This is a genomic window from Lysinibacillus telephonicus (assembly GCF_039654155.1).
Classification (GTDB): Bacteria; Bacillota; Bacilli; order Bacillales_A; family Planococcaceae; genus Ureibacillus; species Ureibacillus telephonicus.
Genome location: NZ_CP155468.1, coordinates 3956822 through 3982451 on the forward strand (window position 1 = coordinate 3956822; position 25630 = coordinate 3982451).

Genomic DNA, 25630 nt, shown 5'->3' on the forward strand with positions numbered 1-25630 from the left:
AAATGATATGCACTGTATCCAATTGCAAGCAAATGCAATTAAGCATTGAAACACATCTCAAATTCATAAACAATCTTTTTCTCTAGAAACAATAACAACCCTTGAAAACAGCCTAAACAAGCCATTCTCAAGGGTCTCGTCTCTTATCTTATTTTAACTCCAGCAGTGCGACCGCTTCCACGTGTGTCGTCTGCGGGAACATGTCCACAGGCTGAATCTCCATAGTTTTATAACCGTCATCTTCTAAAATTCTCAAATCCCTTGCAAGTGTTGCTGGGTTGCATGATACGTAAACTACTCGTTTTGGCTTTTGCTCAATAATCGTTGTTAGAAGTGCCTCATCACACCCTTTACGTGGCGGATCGACAACAAGTACATCTGCTTCTTTGCCCTCAGAATACCAACGAGGGATGACTTCTTCTGCTGGACCAGCTTCGAAATATGTGTTCGTGAAGCCGTTCAATTCTGCGTTACGCTTTGCATCTTCAATGGCTTGCTCTACAATTTCAACACCCATTACCATTTTTGCTTTTTGTGCTAAGAAGAGTGAAATAGTCCCGATACCACAATATGCATCAATCACAATTTCATCCCCCGTTAGTTGTGCGTAATCTAATGCTTGCTTGTACAACACTTCTGTTTGCACAGGGTTTACTTGGTAGAATGAGCGAGCTGAAATTTCAAATCGAACCCCGCCAATTGTATCTTCAATAAAATTTTTCCCCCAAAGTGTTACAGTTTCATTTCCAAGAATAACATTGGTTTTTTCGATATTTATATTTTGAACGATTGACGTTACATTTGGAACAAGCTTGCGAATTAATTCAATAGCTGCTTCTTTTTGTGGGAATTTGTGCTTATTCGTTACTAACACAACCATCACTTCCCCAGTTGCCCGCCCTTTTCGAACAACGACATGCCGCAGCATTCCTTGATGTGATTGTTCGTTATATGCCTGTACGCCAATCTCCATTAATTCCTTTTTCAAATTGGCCATCATTGCATCTGCTTCGCTTACTTGAATTAAGCAGCGCTCCATGTCGACTATTTCATGTGTTTTTGATTTGTAGAAGCCAGCAATAGGGCCTGTTTCTGTCATAGAAAATGGAATTTGTGATTTATTGCGGTAATTCCACGGATCTTGCATCCCTTTCACTGGAAGTACTGGTGCATCAATTTTACCGATTCGTTTCATAACGTTTCGAACCATATTTTCTTTCCACTTTAGCTGACCTTCATATGATAGATGTTGAAGCTGACAGCCGCCGCATTTTCCAAAGTAAATACATGGCGCTTTTACACGATCAGGCGATTCCTTAAGAATGTCTACAATTTTTGCGAAGCCGTAGTTTTTCAATGTTTTTAATACGTGGACTTCTACAGTTTCTTCTGGAAGAGCGCCTTGAATAAATAACGGATAACCGTCAATTTTAGCGACTCCATTCCCATCATGTGTTAAATCTTCTATATAAACTGTTTTTCGATCATTTTTCTTCACTGGTGCTACCATGTTCCGTCCTCCATTTCAGTTCTTCTATTGTATCATGGGGATGAAAAGTTTTTCTATTTTTAAGTTGGGAAACGGAGTGGAGTAAAATACAAGAAACCTCAACAATAAATTGAGGTTTAGTTGTATTTCTGCACCGAAAACGAAGTACTTATGAAAACGGATAAATTAATTGTCTACGAAATCACGCAAAAATTTGAAACCGCGTAAATATTGCCTGATAACGCATAAAAATTTCTTAAAAGCACGTAAATATTTAACTGAAGTGCGTAAATACCGCATGAAATCGCGTAAAAATAAAAACTGCGTAAATATTGCCTGATACCGCGTAAAAAATTCTTAAAAGCACGTAAATATTTAACTGAAGTGCGTAATTACCACATGAAATCGCGTAAAAATATAAACCGCGTAAATATTGCCTGATACCGCGTAAAAAATTCTTAAAAGCACGTAAATATTTAACTGAAGTGCGTAAATACCGCATGAAATCGCGTAAAAATAAAAACTGCGTAAATATTGCCTGATACCGCGTAAAAAATTCTTAAAATCACGTAAATATTTAACTGAAGTGCGTAAATACCGCATGAAATCGCGTAAAAATATAAACCGCGTAAATATTGCCTGATACCGCGTAAAAAACACTAAAAGCACGGAAAAAATCCTCAACTTCATTCGAGATTAAAATTTTCAGCTTCAATTAATCATATTTCTATTAATCAGACTTACTCTTCCCGTCTTTCGGTGCTACATAAAAAGCTAGCCCAATCGAAATGATGACCGTTATAAATGGTGCTACGAAAATCATAAAATCATTCATTGTTCATTCCTCCTATGCATGATCGTTTCGTTCACCAGTCACATAATCCTTATTAAACAAGAACAATCTGAACAATAAATATATGGATGGCAGCAGTAAACATAGACCTGCAATAAATGCAATGACAAGAGCTATTGCCATTTCCTCGTTTGTAAATCCATCATGAATTGTTAAATATGGATACAACAAATATGGATAATGTGAAGCTCCGTATGAAAAGAAGGCAAGTGCAAATTGCAGAATAAGTAAAATTACTGACAAGCCGTAATTGCGCTTCCTCCAAATAAACCAAACCGTTAATAAGAAAAGAATGCCTGACAATCCAAACATAGGCCATAGAGATACCATTCTTTCATAGTGTTCTTCATTATGACCGCGCATTTCTATTACTATTCCAACTGCTGTAATTATTAGTGGTGCAGCCCAAATTAGAGCATATCTTCGCATTAAGTCCGATGCTTTTTTATCTTTTGCCTTCCATGCATACCACGTTAAAAAAACGGCTGAAATATACAATACGGCAGCTATGCTTAAAAGAACAATACTCCATGAGAGTGGATTCGTATATAATTTCCAATAATCGAGCACTGGTTTTCCATTTACTATTTCTATAAATCCACCTTCAGAAATTGTTAAAACAACCGAAAGAGATGCTGGAATTAGTAAACCTGCAACGCCATATGCAAACGCATACCCTTTATGTCCAGTCGAGCCATATGATTCAAAGGCGTAATAGGATCCTCGTACCGCTAATAAAATCAACGAGATGCTCACCGGAACGAGTAAGACCGTCCCATAATAAAAGGCCGTTTGTGGGAAGAAGCCCACAATCCCTACAAAGAAGAAAACAAGAAATACATTTGTTACTTCCCAAACAGGAGACAGATATCGTTTAATAATCTCCGTTAAAATATGTGAACGATTCGTCAACAAGCTGTACGCGTTAAAGAAGCCCGCTCCAAAATCAATCGAAGCGACAATGACATACCCGAAAAGAAAAATCCATAACACCGAAATTCCTAATATTTCAAGATTCATCGCGCTATGCCACCCTTCTCAGACTCTCGATCCGCAATTTCTTTTTCAATTGGATTGGAACGGAACATTCTTCTTAATACAATGATACTTCCTATTCCTAATACGAGATATAAAATACAGAATAGTACTAACATAAGGTCTACATTGTCGCTTGTTGTTGCACCCTGCTCTGTTCTCATTAGACCTCGTAATATCCATGGCTGTCTACCTACTTCCGCTAACCACCAACCTGTTTCTATAGCTATTATTGATAAAGGTCCTCCCAAAACAACAACCCAGTTAAACCATTTCGTTTTGATAAATGCCCAACGACGTGATTTCGCCATTAAATACAAAAGCGAAACGAGCACCATAAGCATTCCAATAAACACCATAATATTAAACAAATAATGAATGTAGAGAGGCGGAATTTCATCTTCTGGAAACTCATTTAGCCCAATTACTTCAGCATTTGGATTGCTATGAGCCAATATACTTAAAGCATAAGGAATCGTAATTTTATATTTAATTTCTTCTCCATCCAAGACCCCGAATAGGGTTAGTGGTGCTCCCTTTTCCGTTTCAAAATGCCATTCTGCAGCAGCAAGTTTCTCTGGCTGATATTTAGCTAAATATTTCCCTGAGAAATCTCCAATTAGTGCACTTGCTATTGAAAAAATGAGCCCTAACTTCATCAATAAATACATCGCCTTCTTATGATAAATGTGATCAGATCCTTTTAAAAATCTGACTGCTGTAATAGATGCAAGTATAAAGGCGGAGGTCATATAGGCTGTCACTAATACATGTGCAACTTTTGTTGGCATTGCCGGATTGAACATTGCAATTAATGGTTGAATGTTCACAAGTTCTCCATCTAAAATTTCAAATCCTTGCGGTGCATTCATAAAAGAATTCACGATAGTAATAAAAACTGCGGACATCGATGCACCTATTGCAACTGGGATAAGAAGAAGCATATGCTTTTTCTGACTATCAAATCGATCCCAAGTATATAAATAAATGCCTAAGAAAATTGCTTCAAAGAAAAATGCAAAGGTTTCCATGAATAGTGGAAGAGCAATTACTTGTCCAGCTAATTCCATGAAGTTGGGCCATAATAAAGAAAGCTGCAGCCCGATTGCCGTTCCTGTTACAACACCTACTGCTACTGTAATGACAAATCCACGCGTCCATCTTCTTGCAAGCAAAATATAATGTTCATCGTTATTTTTATAGCCTACCCACTGAGCAATCATTATCATTAGCGGAATTCCTACACCAATAGTTGCATAAATAATATGGAACGACAGTGTCACTTCAGTTAGTACTCGACTCCAAAACACTGCTGACTCGTTAATCAAAATAAGTCCTCCTAACTAGAAAATAATCTTCCAATGATGGATAGAAGCATGATCAGTGCAACTCCAAAGCTTAAGTAAATTAGCCATTTTTCTTGTGTTTTATACATGATTAAACGCTCCTTTGCGTTTTAGTATACCCATTTATACAATTGTTGAACGAAAATAAAACAAAGAATTAATCCAAATCAATTACGTCTTTGCGTAATTGGTTTCGGACTCATATTTACATTAAATGTGAATAAAAAAACCTATATAATCGTCGGTATTTTCCAACGTTTATATAGGTAACCTACTTTATTCAACTCTATCCAATTCCCGAATATCAGTAATTGGAGCACAGACTTCAATATGTCGTTTTAGGTTTGTAAAGGTAACTGGTGCATCTCCACCGTACTCGCCGTCAAGATTGATGTGAATTGTCTCATCTTCTGCCATTGGAGACACCTTTACTACACTTGCTTTTCTATAAATTAAATTCGGATCGTTTAAATGCTCACCTCGTAATGCGAGTGATGCAATTTTGATAAAATCAGCAATCGTACATTTTTTTAAAATCATCATCGTAAATAAACCATCGTTAATACTTGCATCAGGTGCTATTTTTTCAAAGCCACCCACAGAATTTGTCAGGCCGCATAAGAACATCATTGCTTCGCCTTCAAATACTTCTCCATCATATTCAATTCGCATGTTTGTTGCTTTTATTGATGGAATCATTTCAATTCCTTTTAAGTAATAGGCCAGTTGCCCAAGGACCGTTTTCATTTTGCTTGGCACCTCATAGGTTAGCTCAGTAATACGTCCTCCAGCTGCAATATTAATGAAATAGCGATCATTATTTATTAAACCGACATCTACAGGTATTGTATCACCTTTGACTATAATATCGATTGCTTCATCAATTTTTCGAGGAATGTGCAGCGCACGGGCAAAATCATTAGTTGTTCCCATTGGTACTAAACCTAGTTTTGGTCTTTTATCATATGGGCTGATTCCAGCAACTACTTCATTTAACGTACCATCCCCACCAGCAGCAATTACAATATCAAAGCCACGTTCAACTGCATTAGCAGCTGCTTTTTTTGCATCACCTTCACAAGTTGTTGCGTGGCAAGATGTTTCATAGCCTGCGATTTCTAGTTTCTCTAACACCTCAGGTAAGTGTCTTCTAAAAAGCTCTCTTCCTGATGTTGGATTATAAATGATTCTTGCTCTTTTCATCGTATCGTCCATCCTATACTTATTTATGTATAAAACGCAATTAATAAAAGGAAAGTTCTCTCCAGGCTAAAAAAATTTTATTAAAGCATTGAAGAGAACTTTCACCTTATCTTTTTATGACAGCGTTTTCGTAATAACAGCTTTCATATCTTCATAAACCCATTGTGCACATTGTGGGTCTATTACGAATTTCTTCTGCAAAGAAGTATACAATTGTTTTTGCTTTTCTTCAAATGTTGGGTCTTCTTTTTCAGGCAGTTCTGCTCTCATATCTACTACTAATTGTTGCAGCTCTGGTGCACGTGGACCCCATTTTCCAATTACTTCTCCTTGTTCACTTATGAACAGATAAATCGGAATCGCTCTTCCTCCATTTGTTAAATAACGGTCAATTAAATCCGTATCTGCATCACGGAAAGCACATCGTATGTCGAGGTCTGCTTCCTCTGCAATTTTTCGAATGACTGCATTGTTCAGCATTGCATCTCCACACCAGTCCTCTGTGATGGCTAGAATGTGAGGTTTTTTCTCTTTTAGTAATTGGAATACTTTATCTTCTGGGTTCACGTTGAAGTTTTTGTAAACCTCAAAACTTGGTTCTTTTAAGTTTGTTGTCATTTGTTCCATATATTCTGCCATGGACATCGATTCTTCAAAATACTGTTGTTCTGTTTTCAAAAGGTATCCCTCCAATTTCTTAATAATTCCATTTTGCATGTGGGATAAGATAATTACAATTGATTTGATTTTTGAGTTACATTTCTGCTTTAGCTTAAGATGAAAAAACGCCCATAAGCTAAGCATTGCTACTTATGGGCGCACATAAACGTTATCGTTTATTAATTTCTTCTAGCAAGATTTTATTTACCATTGGTGGGTTTGCTTGCCCTTTAGAAGCCTTCATAATTTGACCTACTAAGAAGCCAATCGCACGGTCTTTACCGTTTTTAAAGTCTTCGATAGATTGTGGATTTGCATCTAACACTTCAGTTACAAAACCTAATAACGTTGCTGGATCAGAAATTTGAACTAATCCTTTGTCTTTTACGATTTTCGCAGCGTCGCCACCGTTTTTCACTAACTCTGTAAATACTTTTTTCGCAATTTTAGAAGAGATTGTACCATCTGCAATTAATTTCACCATACCTGCTAAGTTTTCTGGTGTTAATGCAGTTTGTCCAATTTCTTTTTGCTCAGCATTTAAGTATGCAGAAACGTCACCCATTAACCAGTTTGCTGAAAGTTTTGCATCCGCACCTTGAGCTACCATTTCATCAAAGAAATCAGAAATCTCTTTGTTAACTACTAATACACTTGCATCGTAATCGTTTAAGCCAAGTTGTTCAACATAGCGCTTTTTGCGAGCATCTGGTAGTTCAGGTATAGACTGGCGTACACGTTCTAACCATTCATCATCAATATGAAGATCAACTAAGTCAGGTTCTGGGAAGTAACGGTAATCGTCTGTTCCTTCTTTAACACGCATTAAAATTGTTTTGCCCGTTTTCTCATCAAAACGGCGTGTCTCTTGCTTAATTTCTCCGCCAGACATTAATACTTCAGCTTGGCGTACTTCTTCATACTCAAGACCTTTACGTACAAAGTTGAAAGAGTTTAAGTTTTTAAGCTCTGTTTTAGTACCAAATTCCTTTTGGCCATAAGGACGGATAGAGATGTTTGCATCGCAGCGAAGTGAACCTTCCTCCATACGAACATCAGAAACACCAGTGTACTGAATAATTGCTTTTAATTTTTCAAGATAAGCATACGCTTCTGCTGGAGTGCGAATATCTGGCTCAGATACGATTTCTACAAGCGGCGTACCTTGACGGTTGAAGTCAACTAGTGAGTAGCCGTCGCCATGTGTTAATTTACCAGCATCTTCTTCCATATGAAGACGTGTAATACCGATTCTTTTCGTATAACCTGGTTGACCATCTGTGCCTTCAATTTCAATTTCAATCCAGCCATCATAGCCGATAGGTTTATCAAATTGAGAAATTTGATAAGCTTTCGGATTATCTGGATAGAAATAGTTTTTACGGTCAAATTTTGTTTCTTGGTTGATTTTCATGTTAAGTGCAAGGGCAGCTTTCATAGCAAAATCAACAACGTTTTTGTTTAATACAGGTAATACACCAGGGTAACCTAAGTCGATTACTGTTGTATTTGTATTTGGCTCTGCACCGAAATGGTTTGGTGCTGGAGAGAAAATTTTCGAATCTGTTTTCAACTCAACGTGTACTTCTAAACCGATAACTGTTTCAAAGTTCATAATTATTTACCCTCCCAAATTTGAGGAGTTTGTTTGTGGAAATCTGTCGCTTGCTCGTATGCGAAAGCTGTACGATAGATTGTTTCCTCATCGAAATGCTTACCGATGATTTGCAACCCTAGTGGCAATCCATTTTCGAAACCACATGGAATCGAAATTGCTGGAACACCTGCTAAGTTAATTGGAATTGTTAAGATGTCATTTGCATACATCGTTAAAGGATCATCTATGTTTTGTCCAACTTTAAATGCTGGAGTAGGCGCCGTTGGACCAACAATTACATCATAGTTCTCGAATACTTTATCGTAATCTTCTTTAATAAGAGTACGAACTTGTTGTGCTTTTTTGTAGTAAGCATCGTAAGTACCTGCACTTAATGAATAAGTACCAAGCATGATACGACGTTTTACTTCGTCGCCAAAACCTTGAGCACGTGTTTCTTTATAAAGTTCCATTAAGTTTTTCACGCCTTCAGCACGGAAACCGTAACGGATGCCGTCGAAGCGAGAAAGGTTTGATGATGCTTCTGAAGATGAAAGAATGTAATATGCAGCTAATGCGTATTTAGAGTGAGGAAGTGAAACCTCTTCTACAGTAGCACCTAATCCTTTTAATACTTCAAGTGCAGCAAGAACAGAATTTTTTACTTCTTCATTAACACCTTCACCAAGGAATTCTTTTGGTACTGCAATGCGTAAACCTTTAATATCGCCATCTAGCTTTGATACATAGTTTGGTACAGGTATGTTAGCTGATGTTGAGTCATTAGGGTCTACACCGGCAATTGCCTCAAGAAGAAGTGCATTATCATATACGTTGCGTGTAATTGGCCCAATTTGGTCTAAAGAAGATGCAAATGCAACTAAACCAAAACGGGATACGCGTCCATAAGTTGGTTTCATCCCAACAACACCGCAATATGCTGCAGGCTGGCGGATAGACCCACCTGTATCAGAACCTAATGAAAATGGTACTTCGCCAGCAGCTACTGAAGCAGCAGAGGCACCAGAAGAACCGCCTGGTACATGATCAAGGTTCCAAGGATTTTTCGTAGTTTTGAACGCAGAGTTTTCATTTGATGAACCCATTGCAAATTCATCCATATTTAATTTACCAACTGTCACCATACCTGCTTCACGTAGTTTTTTCACTACTGTTGCATCATAAATTGGCATGAATCCTTCTAAAATTTTAGAAGCACAAGTTGTTTCAAGCCCTTCTGTTACGATGTTGTCTTTTACACCGATTGGTAAACCAAATAATGGGCCACGTTGTTCAAATGGAACCTTATCCATTTCTTCAGCCTGAGCTGTTGCTTTTTCTTTATTTAAAGCTAAAAATGCTTGTACATCGCCATCAAGTTGTTCGATGCGAGCAAAAGCTTCGTTAGTTAAATCAGCAATTTTAAAATCGCCGTTATGTAAACCTTCTTGTAATTCCTTTGATGAACGTTCAAATAACGTCATGAGTTTACCTCCTTCTTTTCGGGGATTAGTCTTCTAAAATTGGCGGCACTTTTACTTGACCAGCCTCTTGTTCTTTTACGTTTAGCATCATTACTTCACGATCTAAACCTTTTTGTGCTACGTCTTCACGCATTACATTTACGATTGGTAGAACGTGCGATGTTGGTTTTACATCTGTTGTATCTAACTCGTTAAGTTGTTCTGCGAAATCTGTAATTTTCCCTAATTGGTTTGCAAATTTTTCTGCTTCTTCATCTGTAATAGCAAGTCGCGCAAGATGTGCAACATGTTTTACTTCTTCTTTTGATAATTTCGCCATACTTCTACACCTCCGATATTCTACGTGGCAATAATCATTAATAATACCATTTTTCTCATTAGAAAGACACGGTTTTCGCTAATAATAGCGAATATCAACGGTTTTTCTTACACTGATGTCAATATAGAAAATCACTAAATTGATAAAAACATTAATAAACTTTTGATGTATGGAATCAATTTATATTATCGCCCTATGTTTTATAAATTCAAACCTATCTTATAAATCGCATCCACTCTTAATGTTTGAAAAGTTATTTTTGATAACGATGTAGAGGGGCTGTTTTTTTTATAGACAGCCCCGTACTTTATTTCATTATTGATAGATATGAACGAATGGCTCCTGGTCATTTCTTTCTTTTAGGATAAGCGCTTCTGGTCCGTTTACTGATGTAATACTTACTTCGATATCTAAATCCGCCGGCAATTGCGTTAAAATTATTCCGGATAAGTATTGTGAAAATCCAATTATTTCAGTTGAACCGTAAAATTGAATAGGAATTTCTATTGATAATTTTTGAATTGTGTTATTTTGATAAAATCCTCTGCCAATAACGCTAGTATAATTTGCAAAGTATCTATCAACCTCTTGCTTAAAGTTTTGGAAGCTCGTATTCATATCACGATATTGCTCTTCTGGAGAAGACATTGGAAACGTAACATATTCTTCATCAATTGCTGTCCAGTCACTTAAACCATTTTGCCCTGCCTCTGATACGCTGTACGCAAAATATGTTCCCGGTACAATCGAATTTCTTGCTTCCTGTTTAAATAGACCAATTACAATTGGTATATCACTTAAACCTGATTGGGAACGTAAACGTGTAATAACTTCCGCAGCAATTTCTTTTCCTTTTTTCTCTAATTCACTATTTGGAATCGGTTCCTCATAATATTCGCCGTATTGCTCTTTTTGATAATAGTAAATTGAATTTAAGGCTAGCCCGATTGAAATGCCGCCAAGCTTAACCTTATTATCATCAGTTTTTATTAAGTAGTTTTGTTCAACGATATGCGCCAAATAGATAGGGGCTTCTTTTGCACGTACTTCCGGGTCCATTCCTTCAGGAGCTGCCGGATTTAGCCCATCCTCCGTTTGATTGCTTCGAGCGAGCCAATTGCTTAATGTTTCTGAATCTAAATATTGTCCTTCTTGGAAAAAGTAATCTTCTGTACTAAATTCATTTTGAGAAAGGCGCATTAAGCCTTCTTCAACTTCTTTAATATCATACTTTGTATAAATATTTGATACGACTAACCCTCGACTCGCACTTTCTTTATACGGTACAAGAGTTCTATAATATCTATCATTTAATTGCATGCTTGGAATGATTGTAGTTTCAACCACTTCTTTGGTTTCATCTGTATTTTGCAACACTTCTGTATCTTCTTTAATCGAAGGTACACAACCTGCCAGCAATGCAACAACGACTGCTGCCGGAATCCAGCGAAATCGTTTCATCATTTGAAACTCCTTTACTGTTGTAATTGTTCTATTAGGCGGTCTTCGTCCCATACTTCGATACCTAGTTCTCTAGCTTTAGCTAATTTTGACCCAGCATCTTCACCGGCAATAACAAGATCCGTTTTCTTACTTACACTTCCTGTTACTGTTCCGCCCAACTCTTCTATTTTCGCCTTTGCTTCGTTGCGTGTCAATTGCGTTAATTTACCCGTTAATACAATTGTTTTGCCTGCAAAAGGACTATCACCAATCTCAACCTGCACTTTTTTCCCTTTAAATGTCATATTAACGCCAGCTTGCTTTAACCGAGTTATTAATTCTTTCACTTCTTCATTATTAAAATAAGTAACAACCGAGTCCGCCATCTTCGCACCAATTTCAAAAATAGAAGTTAATTGTTCTTCTGTTGCATCCATTAGTGCATCGATTGTTTCGAATTGCTCCGCTAATATTTTTGCAGCTTTTTCACCTACATGGCGAATCCCTAATCCGAATAGCAGTCGTTCCATCGAATTTTCTTTAGAGCGCTCAATTGCATCTACTAGGTTAGTTGCTGACTTCTCTCCCATTCGCTCTAGCTTCATCAATTGTTCCACTTCAAGATGATACAGGTCGGCAACATCTTTAATATAATTTTCGCGAAGAAGCTGCTCAACAACCTTTTCACCTAAACCGTCTATATTCATTGCATTGCGTGATACAAAATGTTTAATACCTTCAGCAATTTGCGCAGGGCAGGTCGGATTTACACAGCGTAATGCTACTTCTCCTTCTATACGCACTAATTCGCTACCACAAGCAATGCAGTGTGTTGGCATTTCATATGGAACAGAATTTTCTGGACGCTGCTCTAAAATAACGCCAATAACCTCTGGGATAATGTCTCCTGCTTTATGCACTATTACTGTATCTCCAATACGGATATCCTTTTCACGAATTAAATCTTCATTATGAAGAGATGCTCGTCCCACTGTTGTCCCAGCTACTTGGACTGGTTCTAGTATTGCGGTTGGTGTAATAACACCTGTGCGCCCAACTGTTAATTCAATATCAAGTAGTTTAGTAACGACCTCTTCTGCAGGAAATTTATAGGCAATTGCCCAGCGAGGACTTTTTGCTGTAAAACCTAGCTCATCTTGATGTGCATAACGGTTAACCTTAACAACTATACCATCAATTTCATATGCAAGATTTGGACGATTTTCAGTCCACTTTTCTATAAACGCCAATACATCATCAATTGTTGCGCACTTTTCCCGTTCCTTATTTGAAGGAAAACCAAGTCCCTCTAAATAATCGAGCATCTCAGCATGTGAATCAATTCCGTATGCTTCTCCATCGCCGCCAATAGCATAAATAAATGTAGAAAGATTGCGGCTTGCAGCAATTTTAGGGTCAAGCTGGCGTAGCGAGCCAGCAGCTGCGTTACGCGGGTTCGCAAAAAGTTCTTCTCCTTTTTGAGCACGTGCATTATTTAAGGCTTCAAATGATTTTTTAGGCATATATGCTTCTCCGCGCACTTCAATTGTCACTCGTTCCTTTAATCGAAGTGGGATTGCACGAATTGTTTTTAAGTTTGTCGTAATATCTTCTCCGACTACTCCATCACCGCGTGTTGCACCTTGAACAAATATCCCATTTTCATAGCGTAACGATATTGCTAACCCATCGATTTTCAGCTCACAAACATACGAAAAATCATCGCCAATTGCTTGTCGGATTTTCCGGTCAAAATCACGCAAATCTGCTTCGTTAAACGCATTTGATAAACTTAACATTGGGTACGTATGTGTAACTTTGCGAAATCCCTCAGCAGCAGCTCCTCCGACACGTTGAGTTGGCGAATCAGGATAGATTAACGATGGATTTTCTTTTTCTAATGCAATTAATTCATGTAAAAGCTGATCATATACCGCATCGGAAACAATTGGCTTATCTTGCACATAATAGGCATGTCCATATTCATGAAGAAGTTTATTTAGCTCTGCAACTCGTTTTTCAATATCGTTCATTATATTCCTCCAAAAATAAAATCAATGACACTTTCCCTAAACCTTTGGTCGTCCATCATTATAAAAATTTATTAAGCCTTCGTAATCGGTGCGAATTTAGCCAGCAAACGTTTAATCCCTATATTAGGAAATGCAATATCAAGTTCAAGCCCATCTCCTTCACCCTTCACACTAACAACTGTACCAGTACCCCATTTTCCATGGACAGCTTTATCTCCAGCCTTCCAGGCAAGCTGGTCTCCCCCCGTAGATTGAAGGTCAGCAATTTGAGTTTTTGTTTGCACATTGCCAATCGTACGGCGATGGCTTTGTTTACGGCTATTTCGCCCTGCACTGAATGGTAAATCATCAGGTTCAATTTGATTTGCAGCTTTCGAAATTTGCTCAATTACATCCTCTGAGATTTCACGCAAAAAGCGAGAAGGCATATTAAAACTAGAGCGTCCATAGAGTGTCCGTGATCCGGCACATGTTAAATAAAGACGTTGTTCTGCCCGCGTTATCCCTACATAGGCTAGGCGGCGTTCCTCCTCCATCTCTGCTGGATCATCCAGAGATCTTGAATGAGGGAAAATATTTTCTTCCATTCCTATGATAAATACTACAGGAAACTCAAGGCCCTTTGCTGAGTGCATTGTCATTAAAATAATGCTGCCTTTAGATGTATCTTGTTTATCAAGAGCATCAATATCTGCAACTAAAGCCAAGTCTGTTAAGAAAGCAATAAGTGATTTGTCATCACTGCGTTCTTCGAATGCTTTTGTAACAGATAAAAATTCTTCAATGTTTTCTAAACGACTCTCTGCCTCTATTGTTTTTTCCTTTTGAAGCATTTCTCGGTAGCCGGATTTGTCAATGACTTGCTCCACAAGTTCTGTTACAGAAAGATATTCCTGCATTTGGGTGAAGCCTGCGATTAACTCACGGAACTTGTCAACTGCATTTGCTGCTTTTGAAGTTAGCCCCATAAATAATACATCCTTCATTGCATCAAAAATCGAACGGTCTTGTTCAATTGCGTACGTTGCGATTTTTTCAAATGAAGTTGCACCGATGCTGCGTTTCGGTTCATTAATAATGCGTGCAAGGGACAGGTCATCATCATTGTTGGCAATTAATCGCAAGTAAGCTAATAAGTCTTTAATTTCCTTGCGATCATAGAATTTCGTTCCTCCAACAATTTGATAAGTCATATTTGATTTAACGAGAACTTCCTCCATTACACGAGACTGTGCATTCGTGCGGTATAGAATAGCGAAGTCGTCCAATGAGCGATTTTCTTTTTCCATCAATTTTTGAATTGTTTGAACAACGAACTGAGCTTCATCTTGTTCAGTGGATGCTTTATAAAGTACTACTTTCTCCCCTTCTAAGTTATCCGTACGCAATTTCTTCGGGTAGCGGCTTTCATTATGTTCAATAAGATCATTTGCTGCCTGTAATATACGTTTTGTAGAACGGTAATTTTGTTCAAGTAAAATAACCTTTGCATTTGGGTAATCTTTTTCAAAGGATAAAATATTTCCAATATCGGCTCCACGCCAACGATAAATTGACTGATCAGAGTCGCCTACTACACAAATATTTTTAAATTTTTGTGCAAGCATTTGAACAAGCTTGTATTGAGAATGGTTCGTATCTTGATATTCATCAACATGAATATATTGGAATTTATTTTGATAATATTCCAGCACCTCAGGAACTCGTTCAAACAGTGTAATTGTCGTCATAATAAGATCATCGAAATCAAGCGACTGGTTTTTGCGAAGTCTTTTTTCGTAACCTTCGTAAACTTGTACGACAACCTTTTCATATGGATTATTTGGATTGCTATTTGCTTTATACATATCAGCAGTAATGCATTCATTTTTTGCCGAACTAATTGCATTTAAAATAGCACGAGGTTCATAACGCTTTGAATCGATGTTTAGCTGTTTCATAACATTTTTCACTACAGATAATTGATCTGCAGAATCTAGTATCGAAAAGTTTTTTGAAATCCCGATTCGATCAATATTACGCCGTAAAATTCTTACACACATTGAGTGAAATGTAGATACCCACATACTTTCTGTTGTTCCATTACCGAGTAAGCCATCAATACGCTCACGCATTTCACGGGCAGCCTTATTCGTAAATGTAATCGCTAAAATTTTAGATGGGTACACTTCTTTTTCCACTACTAAATAGGCAATTCTATGTGTAAGTACTCTTGTTTTTCCTGAGCCAGCACCCGCCATAATAAGCAATGGACCTTCTGTTGTTTTCACAGCGTTTTCTTGCTGTGCATTCATTCCGTTTAGTAAGTTTTTCGTTATTTGCTCCATGATGCACCGCCTTTATACAAACATTTGTTCTTACATTATACTAGATTATATTCTTTATCGCATTTGAAATTTCTGTTAAATAGGCACACTCTTTACAGCTTCAACTGTTTTTAATGCTTGTCTTAAATCATCGTATATAATGTTTCCTACTACTACTGTATCTGCTATACGTGCCATTTCTGCTGCTTGATCTGCAGTAGTAATGCCTCCTCCATAAAAGAGCTTTGTATCATTTAAAACTTCTTTAACAGAAGCTACCATTTCTTTGTCGCCATAAGCACCACTATACTCAATGTAAAAAATCGGCATTTTAAAATAGTTTTCAGCTAGTCTTGCATATGCAATGACATCATCTTTTGTTAGGTTTGTGTCAGCATTTGTTGCCTGTGCCACTTTACAGTCTGGGTTAAGTACACAATACCCTTCAGCAACAAGCTCGTCCCACACCATTACATCTCCGTATTCCTTTATTGCTTGGTGATGTAAATCTTTCACCCATTTTGTTTCCGTACTATTTAAAACGGATGGGATAAAGTAATAATCAAAACCGGCTGTTACAGAATCAATATTTGAAATTTCTAATGCAATTGGGACTGTATAGCGGCGAACACGAACCAAAATATCGATGACATTATCTAGGTTGACACCGTCAGTTCCACCTACTAAAATGACATCCGTTCCAGATTCACAAACTTTTTCTAATGCTTCATCCGAAATAGTTTTCGCTGGATCTATCTTGAATACATGCCTCCAATTTTTATAATCCATTCTTTTCCCACCTATCAATGATTTCATAATTTTTTATGTACGATTATCCGTCTACAAGTATATCGTAAAGTCTGCGAAAGCGAAAAAGTTTTCAATCTTGCTGCAAAGAAAAGGGTAAGCATCCTGTTCTTACTCGCTACAAAAGATCTTTTGCTTAGCTCCACCTAGGCGAGGGCGCCATATCGTATGGCATTGTCGGCATTTGTATATCCATTTTTCAAAGAAAGGATGGAATCGATAGCTTTTCCAGTTATAACCGAGAGTAGAGCACAACCTTAGGGGCAAAGTGGCTCATTTTCGATGCTATTAGTCCTTAACAAATACAAAAAGCTGTCTAATAGTCTTCATTTTTGACTTACTAGACAGCCTTATTTGTAAATTGTTATTTAGACGCTTGGAACGGTTTTTCATCCGGATATAAGCGTCCTAGCATCTCATCATACGTATCATTTCCATAATCGAAGCAGCGGCGAACACGTGAAATTGTTGCGGTAGAAGCTCCTGTTTCTTTTTTTATTGTTTCATATGTTTTCTTTAAACGTAATAAATGTGCTACTTCAAAGCGTTGCGCCAACGATTGGATCTCGCTTATCGTACATAGATCATCAAAAAATTTATAGCATTCTTCGATATTTTTCAACTCTAATACTGCTTTAAATAATTGATCTGTTTGATGCCCTCGAATTTTGTCGATTTGCATTCGTCTCATCCTTTCACTACGAATATGTTACGGAGGCAGCTATTCCTGGATTTGTTGGAACAAAATGAATCCAAGTATGTCCAGGAACTAATTTTACTTCACTACCGTCTTCTTCTACAGCTTTCAATACACCATCAATGTTTTCCCAACGAACCTCTCGCATCAACCCTTCCTGGAACACATACGCTGTTCCACCAGAAGTAATATCAATACTACGGCGTCCTGCGTTATCGATAATGGAATGGTTCATTTCAAAAAATAATACATTTGATAATGCAATCGGCTCATTTGTTAAATAATCTGTCGTTATTTCATCTGCACATTGTCGAGAGTACGTATTCGTATCTGCATCATAAGTATACAGACTATTAAATGAATCGTAATTACTGTACTTAACACTTACTGAATTTGCTTGCACTCCTATTTTAGCATGTTCATCAGGTTCATAAAAAGTATACGATACTTTTTTCTGATAAAGAAGTGAAGCGTTCACCTTTTCTGCAGCTGTTTCTATATTTTCACCTGCAATGTAGGAATTGTGGGGTGCAACTCGATCCGATGAACGTTTAAAAATCGAGCCATCATATTGCATGCCGTTTATATTATCTACAACGCCGTTTGTTAACATTGTTTGAGCTTCTGGACTATAGCCATGGGCAATATAAAATGCATCTAGTCCATCTGCAATTTCAATGAAATAATCCCTGGCGCTTCGAATCGGTCCTATATTATCTGGTATTTCTGATTGAAATAAAGCTAGTAATCTCGTAACATTTCCTTCTGCGAGCATTTCATAAATAACATCAGCAGAACCAATGCCAGATTGCGGGCGTGCAGCCGGATGGTTATTAATGGTTGCAATGATAGGTCTTGTTGTTATTTCATCTGCAATCTTCTCTCCTGTAAATGGAGTGACATAAGGCAACTCTACTTCTGCTGTTGCTGGTATAGTTTGTTCTTCTATTACACTAGTATCTTCTACTAATTCTTCTTTTTCGTCGCATCCTACAATTAAAACTGCTGAACATGCGATTGCACAGCACAACAATCCTTTTTTGCCAAACATTCTTTTTCTCCCCTTTAGCGCATTACAGCTGGTAACATCACTTTCTTTTTCATTACATCAAATATGCCTCTAGGCGTAATACGGATATATGGTAAATGTGTTGATTGTAAAAATAGTAAAGTATAGATAGCATCCGAATGTCTATATCCTCTATCTCTTAAAGCTGTTTTAAGAGCAGTTTCCTTTTCAATAAGATCTTCTACAGCACCTTCATATAACGTTCCATTAATTGTTAGCGGAAGAGAAGCAATTACTTCATTGTTTTCAACAAGTGCAATTCCACCGTTCATTCGCTTTATTTCTTCAAATGCTGCTTTCATATCCTCTATACTTTTACCAATTATGATTATTTCTCCTGTATTCGAGTAAGAGGAGGCAAATCCTTTCACATGAGTGGCAAAACCTTTGAAAATTGTGTTAACTCGCCATTTTCCTTGACGATCAATAAGAAGCAAATAACTTTCATCATTACCAAGCGGAAGCTCCTTTTTATTAATATGGAGATTAATGGAGTACGGTTTTGTAATAACATCATTAATCATTTCGATTCCAATTGGCATTGAAAATTGAAAATCCTCATCTTTTAAGTTAAATGAAATGTTAAATGGCTCGAAGTTTTTCCAATCAATTTTTGGCAGTGCATAGACTTTTTCATTATTTTGTTTTAGCCATACACCTTTAGATAAAACAGCTTCAGGATTCGGTGTAAATTCATCTTTTAAAATATTCAATGTTGCAAAACGACCAGTTGCAATTAATCCGTGCAAATGAGTCATGCCATAATAGCGAGCTACATTATAGGAAGCCATATTATAGGCATCGATTGGAGAAACTCCGCTTTCAAGGGCGATGCGGATACATTTGTCCATAACTCCATCTTGATGGAAATTAGGTGTCGATCCATCTGTTGTCATCATTAGATGATCAAATATATTTAATTTTTTCTCGACAATGCCTTTTAAAAGTTGAGGCAAATCAGGTCGAATAGATGAATGTCTTAATGTAACTGCATAACCATGAAGAATTCGACGTTCTACTTCCTCTACTGTCATGGATTCATGATCGCCATCTGCTCCAAACAGTTTCATTCGTGCAATTGTTTTTTCGGAAGCACCAGGAAAATGTCCTTCAATCTTCTTTCCTTTCATTTTAGAAGCTTGTATCCAGTAAAGCATTAAGTCGTCACCTTGTATTAAGCGCGGCCATCCAGTTAACTCCCCGCCAAGTACTACATCATTTCTCTCAAGCCATTCGAAAATAGATTTGTTTGTAAACAGTTCATCCTCATTTTCGAGTTCAGTTTGAGAATCAAATCGAACCCACCAATAAAATGAAAATGGCAGTTTCTTTAATTGATCCAAAATTGAAAACGCTTTCTCATTTGGGAGTGATAGCACAAATGTCATATTATCTGCGATAAACATTGTTGTTCCTGTTTGAGCTGCAAAATCTGCAAACGATTGTGGATTATATAATTGAAATGGGTGAACATGCGGCTCAATATATCCTGGAACAACTATTTTCCCTTGTAAATCTACGACCTCTGTATTTATTGTATTAGAAGGTAATTCCTGTCCAACATAAACGATTCGATCTCCCAAAATCCAAATATTGCCTGAAATCCATTGTTTAAGCACACTATGTAAATAACGTGCATTTTTTAAAACCATTGTTGGTGCTTCTTGACCATCAATAACGGCAACCTGTTTCCTTATCTCATGTATTTTCCAGATAGGCTCTGGCATTTATAACACTCCCTTCCATTACTTATAAAATTTATTTTGGTTATTTAAATTTTATACGCACATACTAACTTTGCTCATAAATTGTGCGATTTATTTATCTTCATTCAGTATTGTTTGCGACGAAAGCGAAGTTCCACAATAGAAGATTCGCACTTAACCTCAACTTCGAGGAGTAATTGATTGTTGATTTTATCGTATCACAGCAATTTCTTAAATTAAAGTTTTTACACTGGAACAATTTTACTTTTAAAGGAGTGGTGAAAAATGATGGAGGAGAATATCTCTGAAAGAAGCGGTTTTGTACGTTTAGCTTTAGGAACAGGTTTAACAGCATGTGGCATCGCACATTTAGCAAAAGAATCTGGCAATAGAACATTAGGGTCAATTTTTGTAGCTGCAGGAGCAATGAAAATTGCAGAAGGCATTTTCCTTTACTGTCCTACAAAAGCATTAATTAACTCAAATGTAAGAGAAGCAGTGGCTACAACATTTGATGAGTTTTTAGATGGCGATAGCTTAATGAATGCTTACAATCAAGCATATAACAATAAATGGAGTGGCGGGAGCTCCCAAAGTGGCAGCAATTCATCAAATTCCAGTACTGGACAAAATAATTCAACTATGAAAAATGTTGCAAATACAGCTTCGCAAGTTGCTCAAACTGTTTCTAATGTTGCTCCAAGCGGCACAATGGTAAAAAGCGCTTCACAAGCAATAAAAACTGCGGCAGATACTGTTTCTGGAACTCAAAGCCAGCAAAACAAAAATAAATCAAATAATTCTTCACAAAGTGGCCAATCAAGTTAATCCCCCCTCTTTGAAGAGTTAAGCACTTGTGTTTATTTAAAATGGCAAGCCTGTCGATTTATTTTTCGACGCTTGCCATTTAATTATTTATTGAAAAGTTCTCCAACCAATATCTTTTCGATAAAAGAAATTATCCCACTTCACTTTTTCGATACCAGCATAAACTTTTTCTTGTGCTTCTTTTAAGTTCTCTGCTTTAGCAGCAACTAATAAAACACGGCCACCGTTGCCGACAAAGTTCCCATCAACTAGTTTTGTTCCAGCGTGATATACTTCATAGGTTTCAGTTAACTCGTTCAAATCCGGTAGAGGATTTCCTTTTTCAACATCCCCTGGATAACCATCCGCTGCAATTACAACACCTAACATCGCTTCATTGGACCATTGTAAATCAAAGTATTTTTCTTCCATTAAAGCTTTCATAAATAAACCAAAATCAGAAGTCATTCTAGGTAAAACCACTTGTGTTTCTGGGTCGCCAAAACGGGCATTAAACTCAATTACTTTTGGTCCTTGGTTTGTTAAAATTAAGCCTGCATATAAAATTCCTGTAAAGGAAACTCCCTCTTCTTCCATCGCTTTTACTGTCGGCTCTACGATTTCAATGTAAGCACGGGAAACTAATTCTTGAGGGATTTGCGGTACAGGAGAATATGCTCCCATTCCTCCTGTATTCGGCCCTTTATCACCATCATAAGCGCGCTTGTGGTCTTGTGCGATCACCATTGGGTAGATTTGCCCCTTATGAACAAACGACATAAAGGAGAATTCCTCACCATCTAAAAATTCCTCGATTACAACTCGAGAAGACGATTCGCCAAAACGTTGATTGCCAATCATATCTTTAATGGCGTCGCAAGCTTCTTGTTCAGTCATCGCAACAATAACACCTTTGCCTGCTGCTAATCCATCAGCTTTTACAACAATCGGTGCACCTTGTTGCTTTACATATTGGATTGCTTTTTCCGCATCAGTGAATGTTTCATATGCTGCTGTAGGAATATTGTATTTCTTCATTATTTCTTTTGCGTATGATTTACTGCCCTCGATTTGTGCTGCGGCTTTTGTAGGTCCGAAAATCGATAAAGAACGAGCTTGGAAGAAATCAACAATTCCTGCCGCTAATGGTTGTTCTGGTCCGACAAATGTTAAATCAATTTCATTTTCTTTTGCAAATTGGGCTAATCCAGCAAAATCCATCGCATCAATTGGAACAACTTGAGCAATCGTACGCATTCCATCATTTCCTGGAGCAACGAATACTTTTTCAACGGATGGAGAATCATTGAACTTCTTAGCAATAGCATGTTCACGACCGCCACTGCCGATTACAAGGATGTTCATTTTATTAAAGCCCTCCTGTTGGGTTTTTCATTTCTCTTTTCGAGTTTTAGTTTATGAGCGAGTTTGACATGTTTATGTGCGAGTTTCTTGGCTTTATGTGCGGTTTTCACCAAATTATGTGCGATTCTCTCAGGTTTATGTGCGATTTCCTGCACATATGTGAAAATGTAAACTTAATATTAAGATTAATGTTTAAAATGACGCACACCTGTAAATACCATAGCAATACCATACTCATTTGCTTTATCAATTGAATCTTGGTCTTTTATGGATCCGCCTGGCTGAATAATTGCTGTGATGCCAGCTGCTGCTGCAGTTTCTACAGTATCACTCATTGGGAAGAATGCATCCGATGCAAGCACAGCACCTTTTGCTTTTTCTCCAGCTTGTTCTAATGCAATTTTAGCTGCCCCAACACGGTTCATTTGACCTGCGCCGACACCTAAAGTCATTTGTGTATCAGTTACAACAATCGCATTTGATTTTACATGTTTTACTACTGCCCAGCCAAGCTTCAATGCTTTCCATTCTTCTTCTGTTGGTTCACGATCAGTTGCCACTTTAATGTCAGCATCAGCAAAGCCAAATTTATCATCTTCTTGAACTAAAAGACCACCTTCAACTGAAACCATTTTAAATTGATCTTGTTTTTCTTGTGAGAAGTTGATTGTCATTAAACGAATATTTTTCTTTTTCGTTAAAATTTCTAATGCTTCCTCAGTGAAAGAAGGTGCAATAATAATTTCTAAGAAAATATCACTTAATTTTTTAGCAGTAGCTAAGTCTACTTCGCGATTTAAGGCAATAATGCCGCCAAAAATAGAAGTCGGATCTGCTTCGTAAGCTTTATCGAATGCTTCTTCGATGCCAGCACCAGTTCCTACCCCACACGGATTCATATGCTTTACTGCAACGGCAGCTGGCATGTCAAATTCTTTCACGATTTGAAGTGCAGCATTGCCATCTTGAATATTGTTGTAAGATAATTCTTTCCCATGCAATTGAGTTGCAAATGCCAATGAGAAATCTGAACCTAAACGTTTTTGATAGAATGCAGCTTTTTGATGTGGATTTTCACCGTAACGTAAAGTTTGTTTTAGCTCATATGTCATCGTTAAATTCTCAGGGAACTCTTCTTCTGTTAGATAATTTGAAATGTAAGAATCATATGCCGCTGTATGTCGGAATACTTTTGCAGCGAGACGACGACGTGTTTCAATTGTAGTTGAACCCTGTGCTTTTAATTCTTCGAGAACTTGGCAATAATCGTTAGAATCGACAATAACCGTTACATACTGATGGTTTTTGGCAGCAGAACGCAGCATAGTTGGACCGCCGATATCGATGTTTTCGATTGCATCATCCCATGTTACATTTGGTTTTGAAATTGTTTCTACAAACGGATAAAGATTTACACAAACAATTTCAATTGGCTCAATGCCATGCTCATTCATTTGAGCTTGATGTGAAGGATCGTCAAACTTTCCTAAAAGACCTCCATGAATCATTGGATTCAATGTTTTTACACGTCCATCAAGAATTTCAGGAAATTTTGTTACTTCATCAACAGCTGTTACAGGAACATTGTTGTCTTGCAACATTTTTTTCGTACCGCCTGTCGATAAAATTTCATAATCTAATGCTGCTAATTCCTTTGCAAATTCTAAAATACCTTCTTTGTTTGAAACACTAATAAGTGCACGTTTCGTCACGAAAAAGACCTCCAATATACTAATTAGAATGAATACTCCTAAAATGTTCTTCATCCATATCTATTTTTCAAATAATCGTGATAATGTCTTTGTATAAAGTTCATGTTCGATCATATGAATACGTTCTTCTGTTGCTGCCCTATTTCCGTCAACTACTTCAACCGCGGCTTGAGCCAAAATTGTCCCCGTATCCATACCTTCATCAACAAAATGAACTGTTACTCCTGTAATTTTCACTCCGTGATCCATTGCTTGTCCAATGGCATCCTTACCTGGAAATGATGGTAAAAGCGAGGGATGAATGTTAACAATTCGATTAGCAAAAGCTGAAAGTAATGTTCCCCCAATTAAACGCATATACCCCGCGAGAACAATCCATTCAACCTCTTTTTCTAGTAAAACATTCACAATCTCTTGCTCATATGCCGCTTTTGATTCATAAGATTTAGGTGTAAATGTAAACACTGGAATATTAAAGTTTTCAGCCCGTTTTATAACAAATGCATTTGGTTTGTCTGTTACGACGAGCTCAATTACAGCATTTAATTTACCATTCAAGATTGCCTCTTGAATTGCTTGGAAGTTGCTTCCGCTTCCTGAAGCAAACACAGCGATTTTCGTTGTCATTACTTTAAACTCCCGTCATGTTCACCATTAAATATTACACCTTCACCTTTTACTACACGACCTATTTTGTATGCTTTTTCACCATTTTTTTCAGCAATCCCAATTACTTTGTCAGCTTCAGATGCAGGTACAGAAAGTACATAGCCAATTCCCATATTGAACACATTATATAAATCTTTGTCAGCAAGCTCTCCTTTATCTTTTAAAAATTCAAAGATGCGAAGAACCGGCCAAGATCCTAAGTCAATTTCAGTAGCTGAACCTGCTGGCATCATACGTGGCAGATTTTCATAAAAACCTCCGCCGGTAACGTGTGCCATCCCATGAATTTCTGCTTGTTTGAGCATTTCAAGGACAGGCTTTGCATAAATTTTTGTCGGTGTAAGAAGAGCTTCCCCTATCGGACCAAGATCTTCATAACCTTCTACAACTTCATCTACAGCTAAACTGTTATCTGCAAATACGATTTTACGAACTAAAGAATAGCCATTTGAATGTACACCGCTGGACGAAAGACCAATAAGAACATCACCTTCAACAATCTTTTCACCAGTTACAACATTTGATTTTTCTACAGCACCAACGGCAAAACCAGCTAGATCATACTCATCTTCATCATAAAGTCCTGGCATTTCTGCTGTTTCTCCACCGATTAATGCAGCACCAGCTTGTACGCAGCCATCTGCTACTCCTTTTACAATTTGCTCGATTTTCGCAGGCTCAGCTTTGCCAAGAGCAACATAATCTAGAAAATATAACGGTTCTGCACCCTGTGCAACGATATCGTTTACACACATTGCAACACAATCCACACCAATTGTATCGTGTTTATCAACCATAAATGCAAGTTTTAATTTTGTCCCAACACCATCTGTACCTGAAATTAGAACAGGCTCTTTTAAGTTTAAAGAGGACAAGTCAAACATGCCTCCGAAGCCGCCAAACGTCCCCATCACACCCAAACGATTTGTACGTTCAACATGTGATTTCATACGTTTTACTGCTTCGTATCCAGCTTCTATATTTACGCCTGCTTGCTCATATGCTTTTGACAATTTTAATATCCTCCTTA

At 37.4% G+C, this 25630-nt stretch carries 21 protein-coding genes; 1 reads left to right on the forward strand and 20 read right to left on the reverse strand.

The features are described from left to right. Nucleotides 1–148 precede the first annotated feature (148 nt). From rlmD to MKY04_RS19245, 16 genes are all read right to left on the reverse strand, one after another. Nucleotides 149–1510, reverse strand: coding sequence for a 23S rRNA (uracil(1939)-C(5))-methyltransferase RlmD (gene rlmD / locus MKY04_RS19175; protein ID WP_346234977.1), 1362 nt, complete (start codon nt 1508–1510; stop codon nt 149–151). A gap of 709 nt (nt 1511–2219) precedes the next feature. Next, nucleotides 2220–2324, reverse strand: coding sequence for a cytochrome bd oxidase small subunit CydS (gene cydS, locus MKY04_RS22330; protein ID WP_400195155.1), 105 nt, complete (start codon nt 2322–2324; stop codon nt 2220–2222). 12 nt (nt 2325–2336) lie between these two features. Continuing rightward, nucleotides 2337–3362, reverse strand: a complete 1026-nt coding sequence (locus MKY04_RS19180) for a cytochrome d ubiquinol oxidase subunit II (RefSeq protein ID WP_126293903.1) — start codon at nt 3360–3362, stop codon at nt 2337–2339. Continuing rightward, the gene (locus tag MKY04_RS19185) at nt 3359–4705 is read right to left on the reverse strand and encodes a cytochrome ubiquinol oxidase subunit I (RefSeq protein ID WP_346234978.1); all 1347 of its coding nucleotides are present in this window, start codon (nt 4703–4705) and stop codon (nt 3359–3361) included. Before MKY04_RS19185 ends, MKY04_RS19180 begins: the two co-directional genes overlap by 4 nt. A 294-nt stretch (nt 4706–4999) precedes the next feature. Next, nucleotides 5000–5926 carry a diacylglycerol kinase gene (locus MKY04_RS19190; RefSeq protein WP_126293901.1) on the reverse strand — a complete coding sequence of 309 codons (927 nt, stop codon included), beginning with the start codon at nt 5924–5926 and terminating at the stop codon, nt 5000–5002. Nucleotides 5927–6040: 114 nt separating this feature from the next. After that, the gene (locus MKY04_RS19195) at nt 6041–6604 is read right to left on the reverse strand and encodes a thioredoxin family protein (RefSeq protein ID WP_346234979.1); all 564 of its coding nucleotides are present in this window, start codon (nt 6602–6604) and stop codon (nt 6041–6043) included. A 151-nt stretch (nt 6605–6755) separates the two neighbouring features. Next, nucleotides 6756–8201, reverse strand: coding sequence for an Asp-tRNA(Asn)/Glu-tRNA(Gln) amidotransferase subunit GatB (gene gatB / locus MKY04_RS19200; protein ID WP_346234980.1), 1446 nt, complete (start codon nt 8199–8201; stop codon nt 6756–6758). A gap of 2 nt (nt 8202–8203) precedes the next feature. Continuing rightward, nucleotides 8204–9667: an Asp-tRNA(Asn)/Glu-tRNA(Gln) amidotransferase subunit GatA gene (gatA, locus tag MKY04_RS19205; RefSeq protein ID WP_126293898.1), complete on the reverse strand. Its 1464-nt coding sequence runs from the start codon at nt 9665–9667 to the stop codon at nt 8204–8206. 25 nt (nt 9668–9692) lie between these two features. Further along, a complete protein-coding gene (gene gatC, locus MKY04_RS19210; RefSeq protein WP_126293897.1) occupies nt 9693–9986 on the reverse strand; it encodes an Asp-tRNA(Asn)/Glu-tRNA(Gln) amidotransferase subunit GatC in 294 nt (97 codons plus the stop codon). Between the two features lie 315 nt (nt 9987–10301). Continuing rightward, nucleotides 10302–11447, reverse strand: a complete 1146-nt coding sequence (locus MKY04_RS19215; RefSeq protein WP_126293896.1) for a CamS family sex pheromone protein — start codon at nt 11445–11447, stop codon at nt 10302–10304. Between the two features lie 14 nt (nt 11448–11461). Continuing rightward, nucleotides 11462–13462 (reverse strand): NAD-dependent DNA ligase LigA, encoded by a 2001-nt coding sequence (ligA, locus tag MKY04_RS19220; RefSeq protein WP_126293895.1) that lies wholly within the window; start codon nt 13460–13462, stop codon nt 11462–11464. 71 nt (nt 13463–13533) lie between these two features. Beyond that, entirely contained in the window at nt 13534–15789 is a 2256-nt protein-coding gene (gene pcrA, locus MKY04_RS19225) for a DNA helicase PcrA (protein ID WP_126293894.1), read from the reverse strand. A gap of 75 nt (nt 15790–15864) precedes the next feature. Next, nucleotides 15865–16557, reverse strand: a complete 693-nt coding sequence (locus MKY04_RS19230; RefSeq protein ID WP_126293893.1) for a heptaprenylglyceryl phosphate synthase — start codon at nt 16555–16557, stop codon at nt 15865–15867. Nucleotides 16558–16939: 382 nt separating this feature from the next. Further along, nucleotides 16940–17257, reverse strand: a complete 318-nt coding sequence (locus MKY04_RS19235) for a YerC/YecD family TrpR-related protein (protein WP_126293892.1) — start codon at nt 17255–17257, stop codon at nt 16940–16942. Between the two features lie 16 nt (nt 17258–17273). After that, nucleotides 17274–18323 carry a DUF3048 domain-containing protein gene (locus MKY04_RS19240; protein ID WP_126293891.1) on the reverse strand — a complete coding sequence of 350 codons (1050 nt, stop codon included), beginning with the start codon at nt 18321–18323 and terminating at the stop codon, nt 17274–17276. A gap of 14 nt (nt 18324–18337) precedes the next feature. Continuing rightward, on the reverse strand, nt 18338–20068 hold the full coding sequence (locus tag MKY04_RS19245; RefSeq protein ID WP_126293890.1) for an adenine deaminase C-terminal domain-containing protein: 1731 nt from the start codon (nt 20066–20068) through the stop codon (nt 18338–18340). A 264-nt stretch (nt 20069–20332) separates the two neighbouring features. Between MKY04_RS19245 and MKY04_RS19250 the strand changes: the two genes are divergently transcribed. After that, the gene (locus tag MKY04_RS19250) at nt 20333–20875 is read left to right on the forward strand and encodes a hypothetical protein (protein WP_346234981.1); all 543 of its coding nucleotides are present in this window, start codon (nt 20333–20335) and stop codon (nt 20873–20875) included. Between the two features lie 87 nt (nt 20876–20962). Here the strand turns inward: MKY04_RS19250 and purD are convergent, their stop codons facing one another. The 4 genes from purD to purM form a co-directional block, all read right to left on the reverse strand. After that, nucleotides 20963–22219, reverse strand: coding sequence for a phosphoribosylamine--glycine ligase (gene purD / locus MKY04_RS19255; RefSeq protein WP_346234982.1), 1257 nt, complete (start codon nt 22217–22219; stop codon nt 20963–20965). Nucleotides 22220–22404: 185 nt separating this feature from the next. Continuing rightward, on the reverse strand, nt 22405–23931 hold the full coding sequence (gene purH, locus MKY04_RS19260) for a bifunctional phosphoribosylaminoimidazolecarboxamide formyltransferase/IMP cyclohydrolase (protein WP_126293887.1): 1527 nt from the start codon (nt 23929–23931) through the stop codon (nt 22405–22407). Nucleotides 23932–23991: 60 nt separating this feature from the next. Further along, nucleotides 23992–24558, reverse strand: a complete 567-nt coding sequence (gene purN / locus MKY04_RS19265; RefSeq protein WP_126293886.1) for a phosphoribosylglycinamide formyltransferase — start codon at nt 24556–24558, stop codon at nt 23992–23994. Next, entirely contained in the window at nt 24558–25613 is a 1056-nt protein-coding gene (gene purM / locus MKY04_RS19270; RefSeq protein ID WP_126293885.1) for a phosphoribosylformylglycinamidine cyclo-ligase, read from the reverse strand. Before purM ends, purN begins: the two co-directional genes overlap by 1 nt. Between the last annotated feature and the right edge of the window lie 17 nt (nt 25614–25630).